General features: G+C 65.5%; 17 protein-coding genes and 1 tRNA gene. 11 read left to right on the forward strand and 7 right to left on the reverse strand.

The annotated features are described in order from the left end of the window. Window positions 1-8 precede the first annotated feature (8 nt). Window positions 9-395: a VOC family protein gene (locus ACN9M2_RS01935; RefSeq protein ID WP_426286507.1), complete on the reverse strand. Its 387-nt coding sequence runs from the start codon at window positions 393-395 to the stop codon at window positions 9-11. Between the two features lie 225 nt (window positions 396-620). Here ACN9M2_RS01935 and ACN9M2_RS01940 point away from each other — a divergent pair, with 225 nt between their 5' ends. From ACN9M2_RS01940 to ACN9M2_RS01955, 4 genes are read left to right on the forward strand one after another with little or no spacing between them, the layout of a single operon-like run. Further along, window positions 621-1,217, forward strand: a complete 597-nt coding sequence (locus ACN9M2_RS01940; RefSeq protein WP_426286508.1) for an anthranilate synthase component II — start codon at window positions 621-623, stop codon at window positions 1,215-1,217. A gap of 16 nt (window positions 1,218-1,233) precedes the next feature. Then, window positions 1,234-2,265 carry an anthranilate phosphoribosyltransferase gene (gene trpD / locus ACN9M2_RS01945; RefSeq protein ID WP_426286509.1) on the forward strand — a complete coding sequence of 344 codons (1,032 nt, stop codon included), beginning with the start codon at window positions 1,234-1,236 and terminating at the stop codon, window positions 2,263-2,265. A gap of 50 nt (window positions 2,266-2,315) precedes the next feature. After that, complete coding sequence (trpC, locus tag ACN9M2_RS01950; RefSeq protein WP_426286510.1) at window positions 2,316-3,161, forward strand: indole-3-glycerol phosphate synthase TrpC; 846 nt, start codon at window positions 2,316-2,318, stop codon at window positions 3,159-3,161. A 4-nt stretch (window positions 3,162-3,165) separates the two neighbouring features. Beyond that, window positions 3,166-3,873 carry an HAD family hydrolase gene (locus ACN9M2_RS01955; RefSeq protein ID WP_426286511.1) on the forward strand — a complete coding sequence of 236 codons (708 nt, stop codon included), beginning with the start codon at window positions 3,166-3,168 and terminating at the stop codon, window positions 3,871-3,873. Here ACN9M2_RS01955 and ACN9M2_RS01960 read toward each other — a convergent pair. Next, window positions 3,870-4,616 carry a sulfite exporter TauE/SafE family protein gene (locus ACN9M2_RS01960; protein WP_426286512.1) on the reverse strand — a complete coding sequence of 249 codons (747 nt, stop codon included), beginning with the start codon at window positions 4,614-4,616 and terminating at the stop codon, window positions 3,870-3,872. The genes ACN9M2_RS01955 and ACN9M2_RS01960 overlap by 4 nt on opposite strands. Window positions 4,617-4,753: 137 nt before the next feature. Here ACN9M2_RS01960 and ACN9M2_RS01965 point away from each other — a divergent pair, with 137 nt between their 5' ends. After that, complete coding sequence (locus ACN9M2_RS01965; RefSeq protein WP_426286513.1) at window positions 4,754-5,704, forward strand: bifunctional helix-turn-helix transcriptional regulator/GNAT family N-acetyltransferase; 951 nt, start codon at window positions 4,754-4,756, stop codon at window positions 5,702-5,704. Window positions 5,705-5,720: 16 nt separating this feature from the next. Here ACN9M2_RS01965 and crp read toward each other — a convergent pair whose 3' ends face one another. Further along, window positions 5,721-6,416 (reverse strand): cAMP-activated global transcriptional regulator CRP, encoded by a 696-nt coding sequence (crp, locus tag ACN9M2_RS01970; protein WP_306851143.1) that lies wholly within the window; start codon window positions 6,414-6,416, stop codon window positions 5,721-5,723. A gap of 337 nt (window positions 6,417-6,753) precedes the next feature. Here crp and speD point away from each other — a divergent pair, with 337 nt between their 5' ends. Further along, window positions 6,754-7,539, forward strand: a complete 786-nt coding sequence (speD, locus tag ACN9M2_RS01975) for an adenosylmethionine decarboxylase (protein WP_089981013.1) — start codon at window positions 6,754-6,756, stop codon at window positions 7,537-7,539. Between the two features lie 165 nt (window positions 7,540-7,704). Here the strand turns inward: speD and coq7 are convergent, their stop codons facing one another. Continuing rightward, window positions 7,705-8,346 carry a 2-polyprenyl-3-methyl-6-methoxy-1,4-benzoquinone monooxygenase gene (coq7, locus tag ACN9M2_RS01980; protein ID WP_426286514.1) on the reverse strand — a complete coding sequence of 214 codons (642 nt, stop codon included), beginning with the start codon at window positions 8,344-8,346 and terminating at the stop codon, window positions 7,705-7,707. Window positions 8,347-8,612: 266 nt separating this feature from the next. Here coq7 and rplM point away from each other — a divergent pair, with 266 nt between their 5' ends. The 4 genes from rplM (at window position 8,613) to ACN9M2_RS02000 (ending at window position 10,321) form a co-directional block, all read left to right on the forward strand. Beyond that, the gene (gene rplM / locus ACN9M2_RS01985; protein ID WP_306851138.1) at window positions 8,613-9,041 is read left to right on the forward strand and encodes a 50S ribosomal protein L13; all 429 of its coding nucleotides are present in this window, start codon (window positions 8,613-8,615) and stop codon (window positions 9,039-9,041) included. A 9-nt stretch (window positions 9,042-9,050) separates the two neighbouring features. Further along, complete coding sequence (gene rpsI / locus ACN9M2_RS01990; RefSeq protein WP_371023762.1) at window positions 9,051-9,443, forward strand: 30S ribosomal protein S9; 393 nt, start codon at window positions 9,051-9,053, stop codon at window positions 9,441-9,443. Between the two features lie 57 nt (window positions 9,444-9,500). After that, window positions 9,501-9,574: transfer RNA gene (locus tag ACN9M2_RS01995), tRNA-Gln, on the forward strand. 258 nt (window positions 9,575-9,832) lie between these two features. Beyond that, window positions 9,833-10,321 (forward strand): hypothetical protein, encoded by a 489-nt coding sequence (locus tag ACN9M2_RS02000; protein WP_426286515.1) that lies wholly within the window; start codon window positions 9,833-9,835, stop codon window positions 10,319-10,321. A 59-nt stretch (window positions 10,322-10,380) separates the two neighbouring features. On the opposite strand, the gene ACN9M2_RS02005 is transcribed toward ACN9M2_RS02000, so the two are convergent. Together ACN9M2_RS02005 and ACN9M2_RS02010 are read right to left on the reverse strand one after the other, a co-directional pair. Continuing rightward, window positions 10,381-10,755 carry a hypothetical protein gene (locus tag ACN9M2_RS02005; RefSeq protein WP_371023760.1) on the reverse strand — a complete coding sequence of 125 codons (375 nt, stop codon included), beginning with the start codon at window positions 10,753-10,755 and terminating at the stop codon, window positions 10,381-10,383. A gap of 9 nt (window positions 10,756-10,764) precedes the next feature. Beyond that, window positions 10,765-14,046: a winged helix-turn-helix domain-containing protein gene (locus ACN9M2_RS02010; RefSeq protein ID WP_426286516.1), complete on the reverse strand. Its 3,282-nt coding sequence runs from the start codon at window positions 14,044-14,046 to the stop codon at window positions 10,765-10,767. Window positions 14,047-14,267: 221 nt separating this feature from the next. Here ACN9M2_RS02010 and ACN9M2_RS02015 point away from each other — a divergent pair, with 221 nt between their 5' ends. After that, the gene (locus tag ACN9M2_RS02015) at window positions 14,268-14,921 is read left to right on the forward strand and encodes a response regulator (protein ID WP_426286517.1); all 654 of its coding nucleotides are present in this window, start codon (window positions 14,268-14,270) and stop codon (window positions 14,919-14,921) included. Window positions 14,922-14,955: 34 nt separating this feature from the next. Here ACN9M2_RS02015 and ACN9M2_RS02020 read toward each other — a convergent pair whose 3' ends face one another. Further along, window positions 14,956-16,833: a hypothetical protein gene (locus tag ACN9M2_RS02020; protein ID WP_426286518.1), complete on the reverse strand. Its 1,878-nt coding sequence runs from the start codon at window positions 16,831-16,833 to the stop codon at window positions 14,956-14,958. Window positions 16,834-16,903: the final 70 nt, after the last annotated feature.

Raw genomic sequence — 16,903 nt, forward strand, 5'->3', positions numbered from 1 at the left:
CTCCCGTGTCATGCTGGCTGGATCAGGTCCCAGCCGTTGCCGTAGATGTCCTCGAATACTGCGACCGTCCCGTAAGGTTCGTGCCTGGGCTCTTCGCGAAAGCGCACGCCGTGCGCAAGCATGCGCGCATGGTCGCCGGCGAAATCGTCCGTTTGCAGGAACAGGAACACGCGGCCGCCACCTTGGTTGCCGATGTGCGCTTTTTGCTCGTCGTTCACCGCACGGGCCAGCAACAGGCGCGTCCCGCGCGATCCGCGAGGCGCCACGGTGACCCAGCGCTTGCCGTCGCCTTGGGGCGAATCCTCGACCAGGTCGAAGCCGAGTGCATCGACGAAGAAGGCGATCGCTTCGTCATAGTCGCGGACGAGGAAAGTGACGGCACCCAGCGAGGGCATGGCGTTCTCCGGAAAAAGGGGCGCTTAGGATCGCCCGTGCGCGAGACGCGAACAAGCGAGGCGGCTCCTGGTCGGCCCATGCCCGGGCGCGCTCGGTCCCGAAGGTTCACGCTCCGGGCTGTCCGTGCCGGCGGGTTCGTCGGATAATGGCCCGCTGGCTGACAAACGCGTGATACTGCGGCTATCCGATCCTTTAATCGCTCCGCAAATCAATAGGATAAGCACGTGCTCCTGATGATCGACAACTACGACAGCTTCACCTTCAACCTCGTCCAGTACCTGGGCGAGTTGGGGCAGGAAGTGAAAGTCGTAAGGAACGATGCCCTCACCATCGCGGACATCCGCGCGCTGGCGCCATCGCGGATCATGATCTCGCCAGGGCCGGGTACGCCGGACGATTCGGGCGTGTCCATGGACGTCCTGCGCGAGATGGCGGGCGAGGTGCCCATCTTCGGCGTCTGCCTGGGGCACCAGGCCATCGGCCAGGTGTTTGGCGGCAAGGTGATCCGTGCGCGGGAGATCATGCACGGCAAGACCTCGCCTGTCCGGCATCGCGGGCAGGGGGTGTTCGCCGGCCTGCCGAACCCGTTCGAGGCCACGCGATACCACTCCCTGGTGGTCGAGAAGGAGTCCGTGCCGGATTGCCTCGAAGTGACCGCCTGGACCGAGCGCGAGAACGGCTCGATCGATGAGATCATGGGCCTGCGCCATCGCACGCTCGACATCGAGGGCGTGCAGTTCCATCCGGAGTCGATCCTCACCCAGCATGGCCACGACCTGCTGCGCAACTTCCTCGGCATGCCGCTGCCGCTCGCCGCGTAAGAAGGATCAAAGCGCCATGCCGATGACTCCCTCCGAGGCGCTGCAGCGCACGATCGAGCACCGCGAGATCTTCCACGACGAGATGATCGAGTTGATGCACCAGATCATGCGCGGCGACGTCAGCCCGCTGATGACGGCCGCCATCCTGACCGGCCTGCGCGTGAAGAAGGAGACCGTCGGTGAGATCACCGGTGCCGCGCGCGTGATGCGCGATCTCTCGGCGAAGGTCGAGGCCGGCCCCCATCCCCATTTCCTCGACATCGTCGGCACCGGCGGTGACGGTGCCTCGACGTTCAACATCTCCACGGCATCCATGTTCGTCGCCGCCGCCGCCGGCGCGCGCGTCGCCAAGCACGGTGGCCGCAGCGTCTCGTCCAAATCGGGCAGCGCCGACGTGCTCGAAGCCCTGGGCGCGCGCATCGACCTGCTTCCGGCGCAGGTCGCGGTCTGCATGGAACAGACCGATATCGGTTTCATGTTCGCGCCCAACCACCATCCTGCGATGAAGGTGGTGTCGCCCGTCCGCCGTGAAATGGGCGTCCGGACGATCTTCAACATCCTCGGGCCGCTGACCAACCCGGCGGGTGCACCGAATATCCTCATGGGCGTGTTCCATCCCGATCTCGTCGGCATCCAGATTCGCGTGCTTCAGGCGTTGGGGGCCAGGCATGCCATGGTGGTATGGGGCCGCGACGGGATGGACGAAATTTCGCTGGGTGCCGCGACGATGGTGGGCGAGTTGCGCGATGGCGCCGTGCACGAATACGAGATCGAGCCGGAAGATTTCGGTCTGTCGATGGCATCGAGCCGTAATCTCCGCGTGGAAGACTCGACGGAATCCATGGGAATGCTGCTGGATGCCATCTCGGGCGTTCCCGGCGTCCCGCACGATATCGTCTGCCTGAACGCGGGCGCCGCGCTGTATACGGCCGACGTCGCGCCTTCCATACAGGCCGGTATCGATCTGGCCCGCGCCACCATCGCAAGTGGCTCCGCTCGTGTAAAAATGGAAGCGTTCGTGGCCGCGACACAACGGCTCGGCGCCTGATATCGTCGGGGCTCCCCGAAAGTCCCGGCCTTACCCAAGGAAGTCCATCGATGTCCGATATCCTCCGTCGCATTCTTGCCCGCAAGTCGGAAGAGATCACCGAGCGCAAAAGAAATCGTTCACTCGACGACCTTGCCGCACGCATCGCCGGCCTCGACGATACGCGTGGCTTCGTCGCCGCCATCGATGCGCGCCTGCACGACGGTAAGCCGGCCGTCATCGCCGAGATCAAGAAAGCCAGCCCGAGCAAGGGGCTGATCCGTGCCGATTTCGATCCGGCGGCGATCGCGCGCAGCTATGAGCGCGGAGGCGCCACCTGCCTTTCCGTGCTCACCGATGCCGATTTCTTCCAGGGCCACGAGGATTACGTCGGCCAGGCCCGCGAGGCCTGTTCGCTTCCCATCCTGCGCAAGGACTTCATCGTCGACGAGTACCAGGTGTACGAGGCCCGCGTGATCGGCGCCGACTGCATCCTTTTGATCGTTTCCGCCTTCGCCGACAAGGTCGGTGAAGATGTGATCTACGACGAGAACCGGTTGACGGAGCTTTCCCTGCTCGCCGCCGAACTCGATCTCGACGTGCTCGTCGAAGTGCACAACGAGGAAGAACTCGAAGTGGCCCTGAGTCTTCCCGCGCCCCTGATCGGCGTGAACAACCGCAACCTGCGCACTTTCGAGACCTCGCTGGGTACGTCGTTGAAGCTCAACGACCGTGTCGGGCCGGATACGGCCATCGTCGCCGAATCGGGCATCCACACGCCCGAGGATGTGCGCAAGCTGCGCGAGGCGGGCATCCACACCTTCCTCGTGGGCGAGGCCTTCATGCGTGCCGCCGATCCGGGCGCCGAATTGCAGAAGCTCTTCGGTACCCAGCCGCAACAACCGCACCGACACTGACGCGATGGACCAGGGGATAGAGACGGCGGCGGCCGACGATACCGCCGCCGATGCGCGGCGTGTCGTGCTGTTCGATTTCGATGGCGTGATCGTTCGCCACCAGACACTGGAAATGTTCTTCCGCGAACGCCTTTCGGGCGCGGGACGCTGGCGATTGCTGCTGGCGCTTCCCGTCGTGCCCCTGGTGCCCCTGCTGATCGGCAGCGTGCGAGGCAATCGTTTCCTCGGCCGCGTATTCCTGCGCGTGACCACGTTCGGCCGCCGCGAGGCTTCGTACCGGCGAATGATCGACGCCTACGCCCGGGCCTACGCCCGGCGTCCCGGCGTGTTCTTTCGCGATGCCGTGGCGACCTTGCGCAGGCACGTCGATGCGGGCGACCGTGTGATCGTCGTCAGCGGCAACGACCGGCAGATGGTCGAGGCGATCCTCGACGAAGTGAACCTCGGCGGCCACGAACTGGTGGCTTCGCAGACCCGCGGTGGCCTGTTCGGCATGCACTTCGTCCGGCATGCCGTGGATCGCGCCAAGGTTCGGGCCATCGAACAGGCGGGTGTTCCTCGCCCCTGGAACATCGCCTATGGCGATTCCTTGTCGGACCTGCCCATGCTCAAGGCGGCCGACGCGGCGAAACTGGTCAATCCCACGCCGAAGACCGCGAAGAAGGCCGGGCGCGCCTTGGGCGACAAACTGGAAATCCTGTACTGGTTCTAGCGCAGGACGTAGTTGCCCAGCTGGTACAGGCTGATCCCGACGATGAGGCAGCCCACGGCGACCATGACGTAACGTGGCGGCAGGTGTCGCACCAGCCACGCGGCCAGTGGCGCCGCGATCACCCCGCCCGTGAGCAGGCCCAGCACGATCGGCCAATGCTGCACGCCCATGTGCGCGATCAACGTGGTGGAAATCGCCAGGGTGACGACGAACTCGGCCGCGTTCACCGTGCCGATGGTGTGGCGCACGGCGCCGCCGCGCGCGAGCAGGGTGGAGGTGGCGATCGGGCCCCAACCGCCGCCGCCGATGGCGTCGAGCAAGCCGGCGACGAAGCCCAGTATCCCCTTGTGGCGCACCCGGTGGTGGGAGACCACCTTGCCGGCCGCGCGCACCAGCACCACCACGCCCAGGATCAACAGGTACGCGTAGACGAAGGGCTTGATGGTGTCGCCAGGCACGCTGGCGAGGAACCACGCGCCGATCACCCCGCCGATCACGCCGGGAATGGCCAGCCGGCGGAACGACTTCCAGTCGACGTTGCCGAACAGCGCGTGCGCACCGCCGGATACCCCGGTCGTGAAAATCTCAGCCGTGTGCACGGTCGCGCTGGCGACGGCCGGTGGCAGGCCCAGCGCGAGCAGTACGGCGTTGGAAACGACGCCGTAGGCCATGCCGAGCGCGCCATCGACCAGTTGGGCGAGCAGGCCCACGCCGACGAAAATCAGGAATTGGCTCCAGTCCATGTACCGTCCAGAGGAGGGGGCGGGACCCACCATATACGAGGTGGGTGCGATCCCGGCATGAAGAAAGGACGGAATGCTTGCGTGCGGCATCGCGACGCCGCTAGCCTCGTTTTCCCAACCTCCCCATTGGATCGCCGATGTACCTCTCTTCCCTGCGTGAGCTGGCGCTCGGCAGTCGTCTCAAGGCTTTGAGCGACCAGTTCTACCAGGCCGTCGACGAGGTCTACAAGGCGTGCGGCGCGGGTATCGAGTCGCGCTGGTTCCCGGTGCTGCGCTATCTGCGCGACGTGGGTCCCACGACGGTCACCGACATGGCGCTGGCGATCGGCCAGACCCATTCCGCGGTAAGCCAACTCGCCGACCGGCTCGTCGACGCCGGCATGGTCGTACGCCAGCGCGATCCGCAGGATGGCCGCCGTAGCGTGTTGGCTCTGACCGATGCGGGCGAGCGCGCGCTGGGTGCGCTGGGGCCGGTATGGCTGGCCATCCGGCGTGGCATGACCCAATCGCTGGGACCGCGCGGCCTCGCGCTGCTCGAGGCGATCGATGGCTGCGAACAGGCGCTTGCCGAACGTCCACTGGTGACGGCCATCCTCGAACAGCGGGCCACGCTGTCGCGCGCGGCCGTGGAGATCGTGCCCTTCGAGCCCCGCCTGCGCGAGCACTTCCGCCGGCTCAACCAGCAATGGCTGGAGCGCTACTTCCGCGTGGAGGAGGTCGACAGCGCATTGTTCGCCGATCCCGAAGGGCTGGTCGTCGATGCGGGTGGCGCGATTTTCTTCGCCCTCTATGCGGGCGAGGTCGTGGGCACCTGTGCGCTCATTCGCGAAAGCGAGGGCGTGTATGAATTGTCCAAGATGGGCGTGGACGAGAACTATCGGGGTCTTGGCGCCGGTCGCAAGCTGCTCGACGAAGCCATCGCCGAATACCACCGCCGCGGCGGCAGGGAGTTGTTCCTGGAGTCGAACAGCCGCCTGGACCGGGCGCTGGGCATGTATGAGCGAGCCGGCTTCGTCCGCCAGGCATCCGTCCGGCCCGGCTCGCATTACGAGCGGGCGGACGTCTACATGGTCTACCGGGGGCCATGAGCGGCCCCCGGGGTTTCTAGCGGGTGCCGCGGACCACGATGGTCTTGCCCGCGACGTCGATCATCCGCTCTTCCTCGAGTTGCTTGAGCACGCGACCCACCATTTCGCGGGAGCAGCCGACGATACGGCTGACTTCCTGGCGGGAGATGCGTATCTGCGTCCCGTCGGGGTGGGTCATGGCGTCCGGTTCCTGGCAGAGGTCGAGCAAGGTGCGTGACACCCGGTTCGTCACATCCATGAACGCCATCCGGCTTACCTGGCGCGACGTGCGCAGGAGGCGATGGGTCAATTGCGAACCGATGGCGAACAACAGTTTCGGGCATTCGGCGGCGAGCGGGCCTTCCAGGAGCTGGAAGAGCCGTTCATAGCTGATCTCGGCCATTTCCACGGCCGTTCGCGTACGGACCAGCGACTCGCGCTGGGCCTGTTCCACGAAAAGCCCCATTTCGCCGATGAACTGGCCGCGATTGATGTAGGCCAGGATCAATTCCCGGCCTTCTTCGTCCTCGGTGCAGACGGCAAGCGAGCCGTCGACGACATAGTAGAGCGTGTTGGCCGGGTCTCCCGGCCGGATGATCGCCGTCTTCCCCGGATAGCGACGACGATGGCAAGCATCCAGAAAGCGGCCCATGGAGGCCGGGTCGGGCGCGAAGCTCGAGGGAGCCTGCGACCGTTCGAACGCCTGTTGCAACAGATATTTGAGTTGAGCCACAGCAGATTCCGTTGAGCCTCAATGGCATGGCGTCCCCCTTCAGCGGTGAGCCGACGGATTTCCGTCAGGCGTCGCCGACTCGCCATGTCCCCTGGGGATTATTGCAGACATCCGGGCGCCAAAATCCACCATTTGGGGGGAGGGGCGCGCCGCGTGTTCAAATCTTCGCCATCTTGCCCCATAATTTCACCCCCTCGGCGTCCAGACCCCTTGTCTTACGTCGTACACAAGCGCCGGGCAGACTTCTCGTCTCGTTCGTCGTCTTTCATCTTTGCGGGGACCCTTGCTGCTAACCCGCGTCTGCTGCTGGCCGTTCCCCCGGCCTCGGAGAGTCGCTGTGGTCAAACCGCTTCCCCGCCTTCGCCTGCAAGGTTTCAACAACCTTACCAAGGCGCTGAGCTTCAACATCTACGATATCTGCTATGCCGTTTCCGAACAGCAGCGGCAGAACTATATCGAGTACATCGACGAGCAGTACGACGCCGATCGCCTGACCCAGATCCTGACGGATGTGGCGGAGATCATCGGCGCGAACATCCTGAACATCGCCCGCCAGGACTACGATCCCCAGGGCGCGTCGGTCACGATCCTCATTTCCGAGGAGCCGGTGGTCGAGAAGCTCGGCCGCGACACGATCTCGGGCGCCGTCGTGGCGCACATGGACAAGAGCCACATCACCGTCCATACGTACCCGGAAACCCATCCGCACAACGGTATCGCCACCTTCCGCGCCGATATCGACGTGGCCACCTGTGGCGTCATCTCGCCGCTGAAGGCCCTGAACTACCTGATCGACAGCTTCGAGTCGGACATCGTGATCGCCGATTACCGCGTGCGTGGCTTCACGCGCGACGTGAAGGGCAAGAAGCACTTCATGGACCACAAGATCAACTCGGTGCAGGACTACCTGGCCAAGCACATCCGCCAGAAGTACGAGATGTTCGACGTGAACGTGTACCAGGAGAACATCTTCCACACGAAGATGCACATCAAGGACTTCGACCTCGACACCTACCTCTTCGAGGCCCAGGCCGACGACCTCTCGTTCAAGGAGCGCCAGCGCATCGAATCGCTGCTCCGCCGGGAGATCGAGGAACTCTTCCACGGCCGCAACCTGATGTGACGAAAAACCCCGCGAAAGCGGGGTTTTTTTCTTGGTACGGATAGAACCGCCGTTGTGGGCGGGCCGCTGTGGTGGGGGCCGACCTTGTCGGCGATGGGTGCTTGCCTCGAACTGCCCCGCTGCCGCGGGGCGGTGGTTTCGGGGCCTGCCGCTGAAGCGTATGGCTCAGAGGCGATAGGCGACCGTTTTCATGACCGTGGAGGCGGCGTGCATCAGGCGTGGCAGGGGCCAGGGCAGGTCGATACCGCCGCGGGCCTGCGCGGCATCGGCGTGGCGGACCTCGTCGGCCTGCATCTGGCGGAGGATGGCGCGGGAACGCTCGTCCCGCGGGGGCAGGCGTTCCAGGTGCTCGGCAAGGTGGGCCTCCACCTGGCGCTCGGTCTCGACGACGAAGCCCAGGCTGATCGGATCGCCGACGGCCGCCGCGGCCACGCCGATGGCGTAGCTGCCTGCGTACCAGAGCGGATTGAGCAGGCTGGGGCGGCTGTCGAGCTGCTTCAGGCGCTCGGCGCACCAGGCCAGGTGGTCGGTTTCCTCCTGCGCGGCGTGCATCAGGTGGCTGCGTGTCTCTTCCGTTCGTGCGAGCGCCGCCTGGCCGACGTAAAGCGCCTGGGCGCACACCTCCCCGACATGGTTGATCCGCATCAGTCCGGCGGCGTGGCGCCGCTCGACGTCGTCCATGGGTACATCCGGCACCGTGTCGCCCGGCGAGCGTCGCACGGGCTCCGGCGAGCCCGCGACGGCCTCCATGGCGCGTTCGAGGCCGGAAAGCAGGCGGTCGAGGCGGTTCAGCGAGCGAACGGACATGGGGACTCCTGACGTACGGGGATGACACACGTTACAATGCCCACAGCCCGATGCCAGGTGAAGGCGCTGCGGCCGCTTGTCGCGGTCGCCTTCCCATGGACCGGGCAGGCTTGTGAAGCGGCCCGGTCATCATGTTATGATTGTCGGCCCAAAGCTCACGTGCAACGTGGGCTTGCGCGATGAGGGAAAAGTCCGCTATTCTCTCGCGCCTTTGCTTTCACCGATTCCGTGTTCCGTCTGTTCAGGCGGCAAACCAGGTATTAGAAATGAAAACGTTCACCGCCAAGCCGGAAAGCGTCAAGCGCGATTGGTTCGTGGTTGATGCCACGAACAAGACCCTGGGTCGCCTGTCGACCGAGGTTGCGCGTCGCCTCCGCGGCAAGCACAAGCCCGAGTTCACCCCGCACGTCGATACCGGCGATTACATCGTCGTGATCAACGCCGAGAAGGTGGCCGTGACCGGTGCCAAGCTGGACGACAAGATGTACCACCGCTTCACCGGCTACGTCGGCAACCTGAAGACCACGAGTCTCAAGGATCTGCTGGCCACGCACCCGGAGCGCGTGATCGAGATCGCCGTCAAGGGCATGCTGCCGAAGAACCCGCTGGGTCGCGCCATGTACCGCAAGCTCAAGGTGTACGGCGGCGCCGAGCACCCGCATACCGCACAGCAGCCGCAGGCGCTGGAAATCTAAGGAATCGACATGGCTATCCAGCAGAATTACGGTACCGGCCGCCGCAAGACCTCCGCCGCCCGCGTGTTCCTCCGCAAGGGCACCGGTGGCATCGTCGTCAACGGCAAGCCGATCGAGCAGTTCTTCGGTCGTGAGACCTCGCGCATGATCGTGCGCCAGCCGCTCGAGCTGACCGACAACGTCGAAAAGTTCGACATCATGGTGACGGTCGCCGGTGGCGGCATCACGGGTCAGGCCGGCGCCATCCGCCTCGGCATCGCCCGCGCCCTCGTCGAATACGACGAAGCGCTGAAGTCGCCGCTGCGCAAGGCTGGTTTCATGACCCGCGACGCCCGCGAAGTCGAGCGTAAGAAGGTCGGTCTCCACAAGGCCCGCCGCGCCACGCAGTTCTCGAAGCGCTAATACACGCGCTTCAAAGTTCGACGCACCAAGGTCAGAGCGCGTCGAATCCCGGTTTATTGGGAGATCGTCTAACGGTAGGACAACGGACTCTGACTCCGTTTATCTAGGTTCGAATCCTAGTCTCCCAGCCAAACTAGAAAAGGGCCTTGAGAAATCAAGGCCCTTTTTCTTTGGGTTCAAAGCCGTGCGCCCAAGCAGCCTAGCGCTGCTGGCCCAACAAGCCACCGCATCGTCCGGAGCGGCTGCCCCTGCCTCGACGCAACGCAAAACACGATGGCGAAGCCGAGCCTGTCATCCCATACGCGCGCAAAATCAGCATTTACCCGATGTCGGGCGCGTGAGCCGCTGGCTACCTTGCCAGCACACCACCCGACAACGAGGTACGCCCCATGCTTCCCGATCTTCCGCGTCCCAAGCAGGCCACGATCTACGCCCTCGTCGGCGATCTGTGGGAAAACAACGGCAGCATCCAGTACGTGGCACATGCGATCACCGCCGGCGGTAACGCGACACGGTTGCGCGACGTGATCGAAGGTTCGGGCAAGGGCCCGGCGAATCATCCGGATCAGCTTTACTGGGACCCGAAGCGGATTGCCAAGGTGGCTGGCGTCCAGCGCATCGAGATCGATTGCACGCTCATGCCGTGCGATGGCGAGTTCGATGGATGCCTGTTTCGTGTCCCCGCCCTGGTCGCCGCCTGTGGCTATGCCAACGTGCCGCTGCGGATCTTCTCGCACCGTGACGAGGGCGCCGGTGGCGGCGGCAGCACGAAGCGGTATTTCCTTTGCCATACCGGGCAGAAGAACGCTGAATTGAAAGCCGCGTTCGCGGAGCACGGTGGCTGGGGCTGGACACCGTGGAATGGCACCTACGCGTGATGCGTGATGCGTGACGCCGAGGCAAAGACCCCCTGCCGAAGCAGGGGATCTTCTGACGGTCAGGGCGTCGGATCGTTCGTGACCTGGGGGTCCAGGCCGATGTTCTGCTGCTTGTCACGGTCCTTGACCACGACCAGTACGACGGTGAGTTGCTTCACCGTATTGGCGTGTAGCACGCGGATCGCGTTGCCGTTCTCGATGACCTCGACGCCGCTGAACTGGCTGCGTGCATCGGTCGTGAAGAGGTCGGCCATCTGGAAGCGGTCATGGTGCTTGCCCGACAGGCGGTAGACGATCTCGGTATTGCCTTCGGTCACATGCACACGATCGGGATCGAACGTGTAGTTGTACTTGCGATCGCTGGTCTGGCCCTGGCCAGGAGGGGCGTCGGTGATGGTGAGCGATACGTCGATGATGGCGTTGGGACTGGGCACGCGTTTCTCCTAGGGTGAATGGACGAACGACTCGAACGCCGGCGCGCGATACTCCGCATGGCGCAAACGCTCCAGATAGATTTCCGCTTCTCCACCACGACCTAGCAACAGGAGGGCGCGGACGTACGGATCGAGTAACCGGGGATCGCTGCTGTGCGTCGCCTGTGCTTGCAGCTCGTCCACCGCCTGGCGCCAATGCGTGGCCGCTTCGTCGCGGAATCCCAGAGCCACGGCGGCTTCGCCTTCGGCGATGCTCGCCGAAGCCGTCAGCAAGCGGGTGGCGGAATTGGGCTTGGACCCTGGCGCGGGCCTGAGCAGATTCGTCGCATCGACGGCGGCATGCAGCGCCTGTTTCGCGGCACCTCCGCGCAGGAGCACGATGCTCCGGTAAGTCCGGTTCAATGCGAGCACGTTGCGCCAGTCGACAACCCCTGCATCGATCGCAAGCAGGCTGCGTAGTAGTCGCTCCCCCTCGTCGAGCCAATGCGCCGCCTGCGGAGCATCGCCCATGGCGAGCGCGAGCCAGCCCTGTTGAGTCCGTGTCCACGCGAGGTCGCGTTGCCAGCCGCGGTTGTCGGGAACGTCGCGGACGAGCGCGGCGAATGTCGTGGCGGACGACGCATAGCCATCCGCGGCATCTGCCACCTGGCCAAGGTCGGCCTGGGCCCTCGCCACGTGAAGTTCGGCGAGCGCATGGCGATACAGCCAGCGATTCGTCGGCGGTCCGTCCTCGCGGGCCGCAAGAACGGCCCGCCGTTCCATTTCCAGCATGCGAAGAGCCGGCCGCAGGTCGCCCCGTTGCTGCTCGGCCATCGCCATCCAGCTCATGGTGTCCGCCAGCTCCAGCCACGTGGGCCGGTCGGTGGGACGCATGCCGAGAACGCGATGCTTGAACTGCGCGGACGTACCGAAGTACGCCAGGGCTTCGTCCAACCGGTCCGCACGGAGCGCGGCGGAGCCGAGGCAGTTGTTCGCATAGGACAGTTCGAGCCATGCGTCCGGATCGTCCGGTTCGAGGGCGGCGCGATGCGTCGCATCATCGAGGTAAGCCAGCCACGCTTGTCGTGCATCGTCGGTGCGCCCGCGGCTGGAAGCGATCTGCGCGCGCCAGAAATCGATCTTGCCTCGCTCGGCAAATGCCGCAGGTGTGCCGGCCGCGGTGGCGAAGAGATGGCGCAGGCTGGCATCGGCGGCGAGAAAAGCCTGCCCGGCGGCGTCGAGGTCGCCACGGGCATAGCGGATCTCGCCGACTTGCCGTAACGCCCGTGCCTGGCGGAGCACCGCTTCGGGGACATCCGCCTGCCAATCATGACCAAGGACGACCATGGCCCTGCGCGTCACATCGTCGAGCAGGTCGAGGCGTCCCAGCGCATCCAGCCGTTCGTACATATCGCCAAGCATGAAATCGAGCAGTCCTTCCGCATCCGCGCGTCGTGCCTCCGCATGGGTTTCCGCCCGCCGTGCATCCACCGCCGCCAGCGAGGACACGACGGAGAGGATGACGATGGCCACGGACATGGCGGCAAAGGCCCCCGCGCGAAGGCGCGCATGCCGGAGCGACCGGCGCACGAATTCGCGCTGCCGCTCGCTGAGTGGCGGTTGCGCGCCCCGGTAAAGCAGCCGGGCATCCGCAAGCAGCTGTCCGCGAGGAAGCAGGTGTTCGCGTCGGCGTTCTTCGTCGAACCACCGTTTGCTCATGGTGGCGATCCGCGAGCGTGAACGCAGCATGGCCCGGTGTGCGTCGATCCATGCCCCCACGCGTGGCCAATGCCTCAACAGCGCTTCGTGGGCGACGGTGAAGCAAGGTTCGTCATCCTCGAGCAGGCTCACCAGCAAGCGCGCGTCGACGAGATCGTGCAGGAGAATGCGCTCATCTTCATCGAGGTCGCGCCAACGCACCACCCGTGCCGTGACCTCGTCCCCGTCGCTGGCGAGAGCGACGAGCCTGTTCAGGATGCGCGGAAAAGCGGAGGTGGCAACCGGACCCCATCCGTCCAGCACCTTTTCTGCCCGCAGGCCGAGTGCGCCTTCCATGCCGCCGAGGCGCCGGTATGCGGCGAAGGTCAACGTTCCGGTGGTATCGCGAGATTCGTAGAGCGCCTGTAGCGTGTATTGCAGAAGCGGCAGGCTTCCCACGCGCCGGCACGCCGTCTCGATCAACACGTCGTCCAGTTGCCGCTCGCTGGCGCCATCGCGTTCGAAATGCAGGCCGGCGGCGAGTGCGGGCAACCGGATCATTTGCGCCACCTCGCCCGGTCCAGGCGCGGCAAGATCGTACGAGGCGCCGTCGCGCTTGAGCGCGAGAAGTTCCGGAAGCGCCATCAACTGCGGATAGAAATCATTGCGGCAAAGTGCGAGCACTGCCACCTTTCCGCTATGGGCCAGCCGTCTCAGGGCGGATAGGAGGGTGGCGGCGTCCGCCGTCGTCGACGCGCCGGTAACCAGTCCCTCGAGTGCGTCCACGACGAGCAGCAACACATCGCCCTCCGATGCGCCGCGCCCCTCGGACAGGCACAGCGCGATGCGCCGTATGACGAAGTCCATGTCGTCGTCGAGCGCGCGGACGAGGGCGCGCCGTTCGGTGTCCACGAAGAGTGGCCGGCCGCGAATTTCCCATCGGGTCATCGCCAGCGCCAGCGCCTCCAACGGCGTGAGGCCGGGTGTCCGGCTCGCCATGGCCGAGCAGGCGAGCGCGCGAAGGCCATCGTATCCGCCGTCATTCAACAGGGCAGGGACGACGCCTGCCTGGATCAACGACGATTTGCCGCAGCCGCTGGGACCGGCCACCAGCACGAACGCGCAGCCGGCGCGGTGCTGGTGCACGATGGCTTCCAGCACGTCGGCGGTCGCGCGCGTGCGGCCGAAGAACACGTCGGCATCGTCGCCGCCGAAGGCGAGCAATCCCCGGTAGGGGGAACCGCCGTGCCAGCTTCGTGCGGCGATGCCGGTGCTGCGCCCGTCGGCGAACGCCACGGCGGCGACGACCTGGTACCCGCGCTTGCGCACCGTGGCGATGTAGCGCGGCGCGCGCGCATCGTCGTGCAGGGCCTTGCGCAACAGGGCGACGGTCTTGTGCACCGGGTTGTCGCCATAGAACGTGCCGCGCCAGCAGTCGGTGAGTAGTTGCTCGGCGCTGACCACCTTGCCACCCGTTCCCGCGAGGTAGGTGAGCACGTCGATCAGCTTGGGCTCGAGCACCTGGCGCTCGTCGCGGCGTTCGATCGAGCGCTGCGCAGGCCGCACGGTCCAGTCGCCAAAGCTGAAAAAGACGGGATCTTGCGTGCGCTGCATGTCCCCATTCCCGCCGCCGGCGGATGCGGCGGCCACGGTAAGTCCCTGCTTCGACAGGGATGTCCCAACCGTAAGGTTTCCGGAAGGACGCGCGCCCGCGCCAGCACCGAGCGTGCGCACACCTTCCTTCCGGATTCCCCCATGCATGGCCTTCCGCTGTACGGTCGCCACGCCGGCCGCATTCTGTCACACGCCTCCCCACGCCACCACGGACCCTCGTTGTGACCCGCGTCACGCTTGTACTGGCTGACGAGCAGGCGCTCTTTCGCCAGGGCGTCGCGGCCTTGCTTGCCGCCGATGGGCGGTTCCACATCGTCGGAAGCGTGGGTGACGGTAGGGACTGCGTACGCCTCGCCTTGCGTAATCCGCCGGACTTGCTGATCTTCGACTGCGCCATGCATGGCTTGAGTGGCCTCGAGGCGGCGCGCCGGATCGCTCCCCGCTGTCCGGAAACGCGCATGCTCTGCCTGTCGGCGTATGAGGATTCACGCTGGGTGCGTGCCGCCTTCGACGCGGGTGCGCATGGCTACGTGCTGAAGCGGAGCGGCATCGAGGTCCTGCACGAGGCGATAGAGACGGTGTTGCACTCGCGCTATTTCGTTAGCCCCGACATCGCGCACCTGCTTGTCGGCAAGGGCAGGGGTCGTGGCGGACCGGCGCTGGGTGAACCGGTCGTGCTGAGTGCGCGCGAGCGCGAGATCACCCAACTCTTCGCGGAAGGCTACGCCACGCGGGAGATCGCGGAGCGCCTGCACGTGAGTGTGAAGACGGTGGGGACACATCGCGAGCACATCATGGCGAAGCTCGGCCTCCACGGCATCGCACAACTGACCCGTTATGCGATCCGCGAAGGACTGACCACGCTCGATCCATGAGGGCCGCCGCCCGCGCAGGCGACGGCCCGATGGATCATTTGCGCAAGGCGTGCGGCGTGTTCTCGCGCAAGGCGACCAGGTTGGAGGCCTTGTAGAAGGCGCGATCGACGGCCGCATGGCCGAAGACCTCGTTTCGCGCATCCTGCAGCGTGCCCTGACGTACGCCCTTCCATTTGCCCGGACGCAGCCAGATCTTCACTTCGTCGGTACCCAGGCCGAGCCCGGCACGATCGGCCAGGGTATCGATGAATTGGCGCAATGCCAGCGTCACGGTTTCAGCCGGCGCCTGGCCCGCGCCGCGCCATGCCACGAGCGCGTGCCGGGCGGCCCGGCCGATGTCTTCCAGGTGTTCCTGCGCGGGCGCTTCGACGAAGACGTCGGACTTGCTGGCGGGTAGGCGTGCGCAATCCTTGAGCAGATCGGTCGCGATCTCGATGAAGAACGGATCGGGTACCACGATCTCGCCGCGGCCCTGGACCAGGAAGCCGTAGAGGTGCCGTGCGAAGGTTCTGCGTCCGGGCTCGTCGAACACTTTGTCCGAGACGAATCGCCACTCGGCCACGGCAGGCATGCCGCGATCGCCGTCACCCTCCAGCGGCAGGCCGAGCAGGCCCCAGCGCAGGAGGTCGACATAGTCCTTGCGGGTAAGCCGCTTCTCGCGCAGATCGTGCTGGAAGGCCTCGACTACGGCGGGTTCGATCAGTAACGGGTCGGCGTTCACCCGGGTGACGAAACCACGGGCCAGGACGGGTTCCATGCCACGCTCACCCGGTTCCACGAGGCCTCGCTTCAGCACGATGTCGCGCAGCGCACGCAACACCCAGTAGTCTTCCATGTTGCAGCCGGTAACGCCTGCCGCGGCGAAGGCCCTCTTCTGGTCCTCGCCGATGAACCAGGACGAGGTGCCGCTCACCTCCGGCTTTATCTTGTCCCCCGCGTACCGGGCCACCAGCTCGGCGATGGCGCTGTCGAGCGCGACGCCGCGCGTCAGCCCCGCCTCCTCCTTGCGCCGGTAACGCTCGTCGACGTCGACCCGGTCGATGACCAGATGAGCGTGATGGTCGACGAACCATTGGGCGAGCGTGTCGTCCGCGGGCATGGGTGGAAGGTTCAGTCCCGCTCTTGCAGCGAAGTGGTACACGCCGCCCTGCGAGCACAAGGCGATGGACGGAGACGCTTGGCCATCGGCGTACTCGAGGCCGACGTAGAGGCTGGCGCAGATGGGAGAGATCGAGCCCGGCCGGCCGCTGGCGGAGGCACCGCCCTGGGCGCCGAAGCAGCTCACGCGCAGGGGCCATTCATGCGTATCGCCGGCACGATGGGCCAGTTCGCTCGAAAGAGCGGAGATCATCTTCAGGAGGAAGATGATGTAGGGAGCCATGAGGCTCGGCTGCAAGCCCATCTCGGGCGCGCGGAACACCACGATGGGCGGCTCTTCCGACGACGCTTCGCCCAGTTCGAACCGCACCACCGAGAGCTGCGGCCCGGCGCCATCCAGGGGTACCTTCAGCTTCGCCTTGCTGCGTAGCGACTGCAGTTCATGCACGTCGATCATGCGGATGACGCGACGGTTCGCCTCGCGCAGTCGTGCCTCGCCCTCCTCGTCGCTGGCCAGGAACACCGAGATGGCGCGGGCGAGGATGCTCTCGACGCGCGCATCCGGTTCGGCGTGGGGGTTCGTGTCTTCCGCACCCATGTGCGCGTGTGCGATGCGCCGTATGGGTGCCGCGTAACGTTCCAGCGGCCATTCCAGCAGTGGGCCCCGTGGATCGACGAGGCCGCGTTCGATCAGCACGATCGGACGCCGCTTGCCCGCCTCCTGGCGCAATTCGACCTCCAGCAACCCATTCAGGACGGTGTTCACTTCCTCGTCCATGAAGCCCATGTAGACGTCGATCAGTTTATCGCTCATGGCATGTCTCGTTGGCACCGGCTCGTGCCGGCACGACAGCCTGCCGTCGTCGCCGGCGATGGCGGCATCG

The sequence above is a fragment of the Luteibacter sp. E-22 genome, from assembly GCF_049913125.1.
In the GTDB taxonomy this organism is placed as follows: Bacteria; Pseudomonadota; Gammaproteobacteria; order Xanthomonadales; family Rhodanobacteraceae; genus Luteibacter.

Bases quoted from the DNA above. Each gene is read 5' to 3' on its own strand.
- ACN9M2_RS01935 (WP_426286507.1), bottom strand. From the start codon at position 395: ATGCCCTCGCTGGGTGCCGTCACTTTCCTCGTCCGCGACTATGACGAA.
- trpD (WP_426286509.1), top strand. From the start codon at position 1,234: ATGCCGATGACTCCCTCCGAGGCGCTGCAGCGCACGATCGAGCACCGC.
- trpC (WP_426286510.1), top strand. From the start codon at position 2,316: ATGTCCGATATCCTCCGTCGCATTCTTGCCCGCAAGTCGGAAGAGATC.
- ACN9M2_RS01955 (WP_426286511.1), top strand. From the start codon at position 3,166: ATGGACCAGGGGATAGAGACGGCGGCGGCCGACGATACCGCCGCCGAT.
- ACN9M2_RS01960 (WP_426286512.1), bottom strand. From the start codon at position 4,616: ATGGACTGGAGCCAATTCCTGATTTTCGTCGGCGTGGGCCTGCTCGCC.
- ACN9M2_RS01965 (WP_426286513.1), top strand. From the start codon at position 4,754: ATGTACCTCTCTTCCCTGCGTGAGCTGGCGCTCGGCAGTCGTCTCAAG.
- coq7 (WP_426286514.1), bottom strand. From the start codon at position 8,346: ATGTCCGTTCGCTCGCTGAACCGCCTCGACCGCCTGCTTTCCGGCCTC.
- rplM (WP_306851138.1), top strand. From the start codon at position 8,613: ATGAAAACGTTCACCGCCAAGCCGGAAAGCGTCAAGCGCGATTGGTTC.
- rpsI (WP_371023762.1), top strand. From the start codon at position 9,051: ATGGCTATCCAGCAGAATTACGGTACCGGCCGCCGCAAGACCTCCGCC.
- ACN9M2_RS02000 (WP_426286515.1), top strand. From the start codon at position 9,833: ATGCTTCCCGATCTTCCGCGTCCCAAGCAGGCCACGATCTACGCCCTC.
- ACN9M2_RS02010 (WP_426286516.1), bottom strand. From the start codon at position 14,046: ATGCAGCGCACGCAAGATCCCGTCTTTTTCAGCTTTGGCGACTGGACC.
- ACN9M2_RS02020 (WP_426286518.1), bottom strand. From the start codon at position 16,833: ATGAGCGATAAACTGATCGACGTCTACATGGGCTTCATGGACGAGGAA.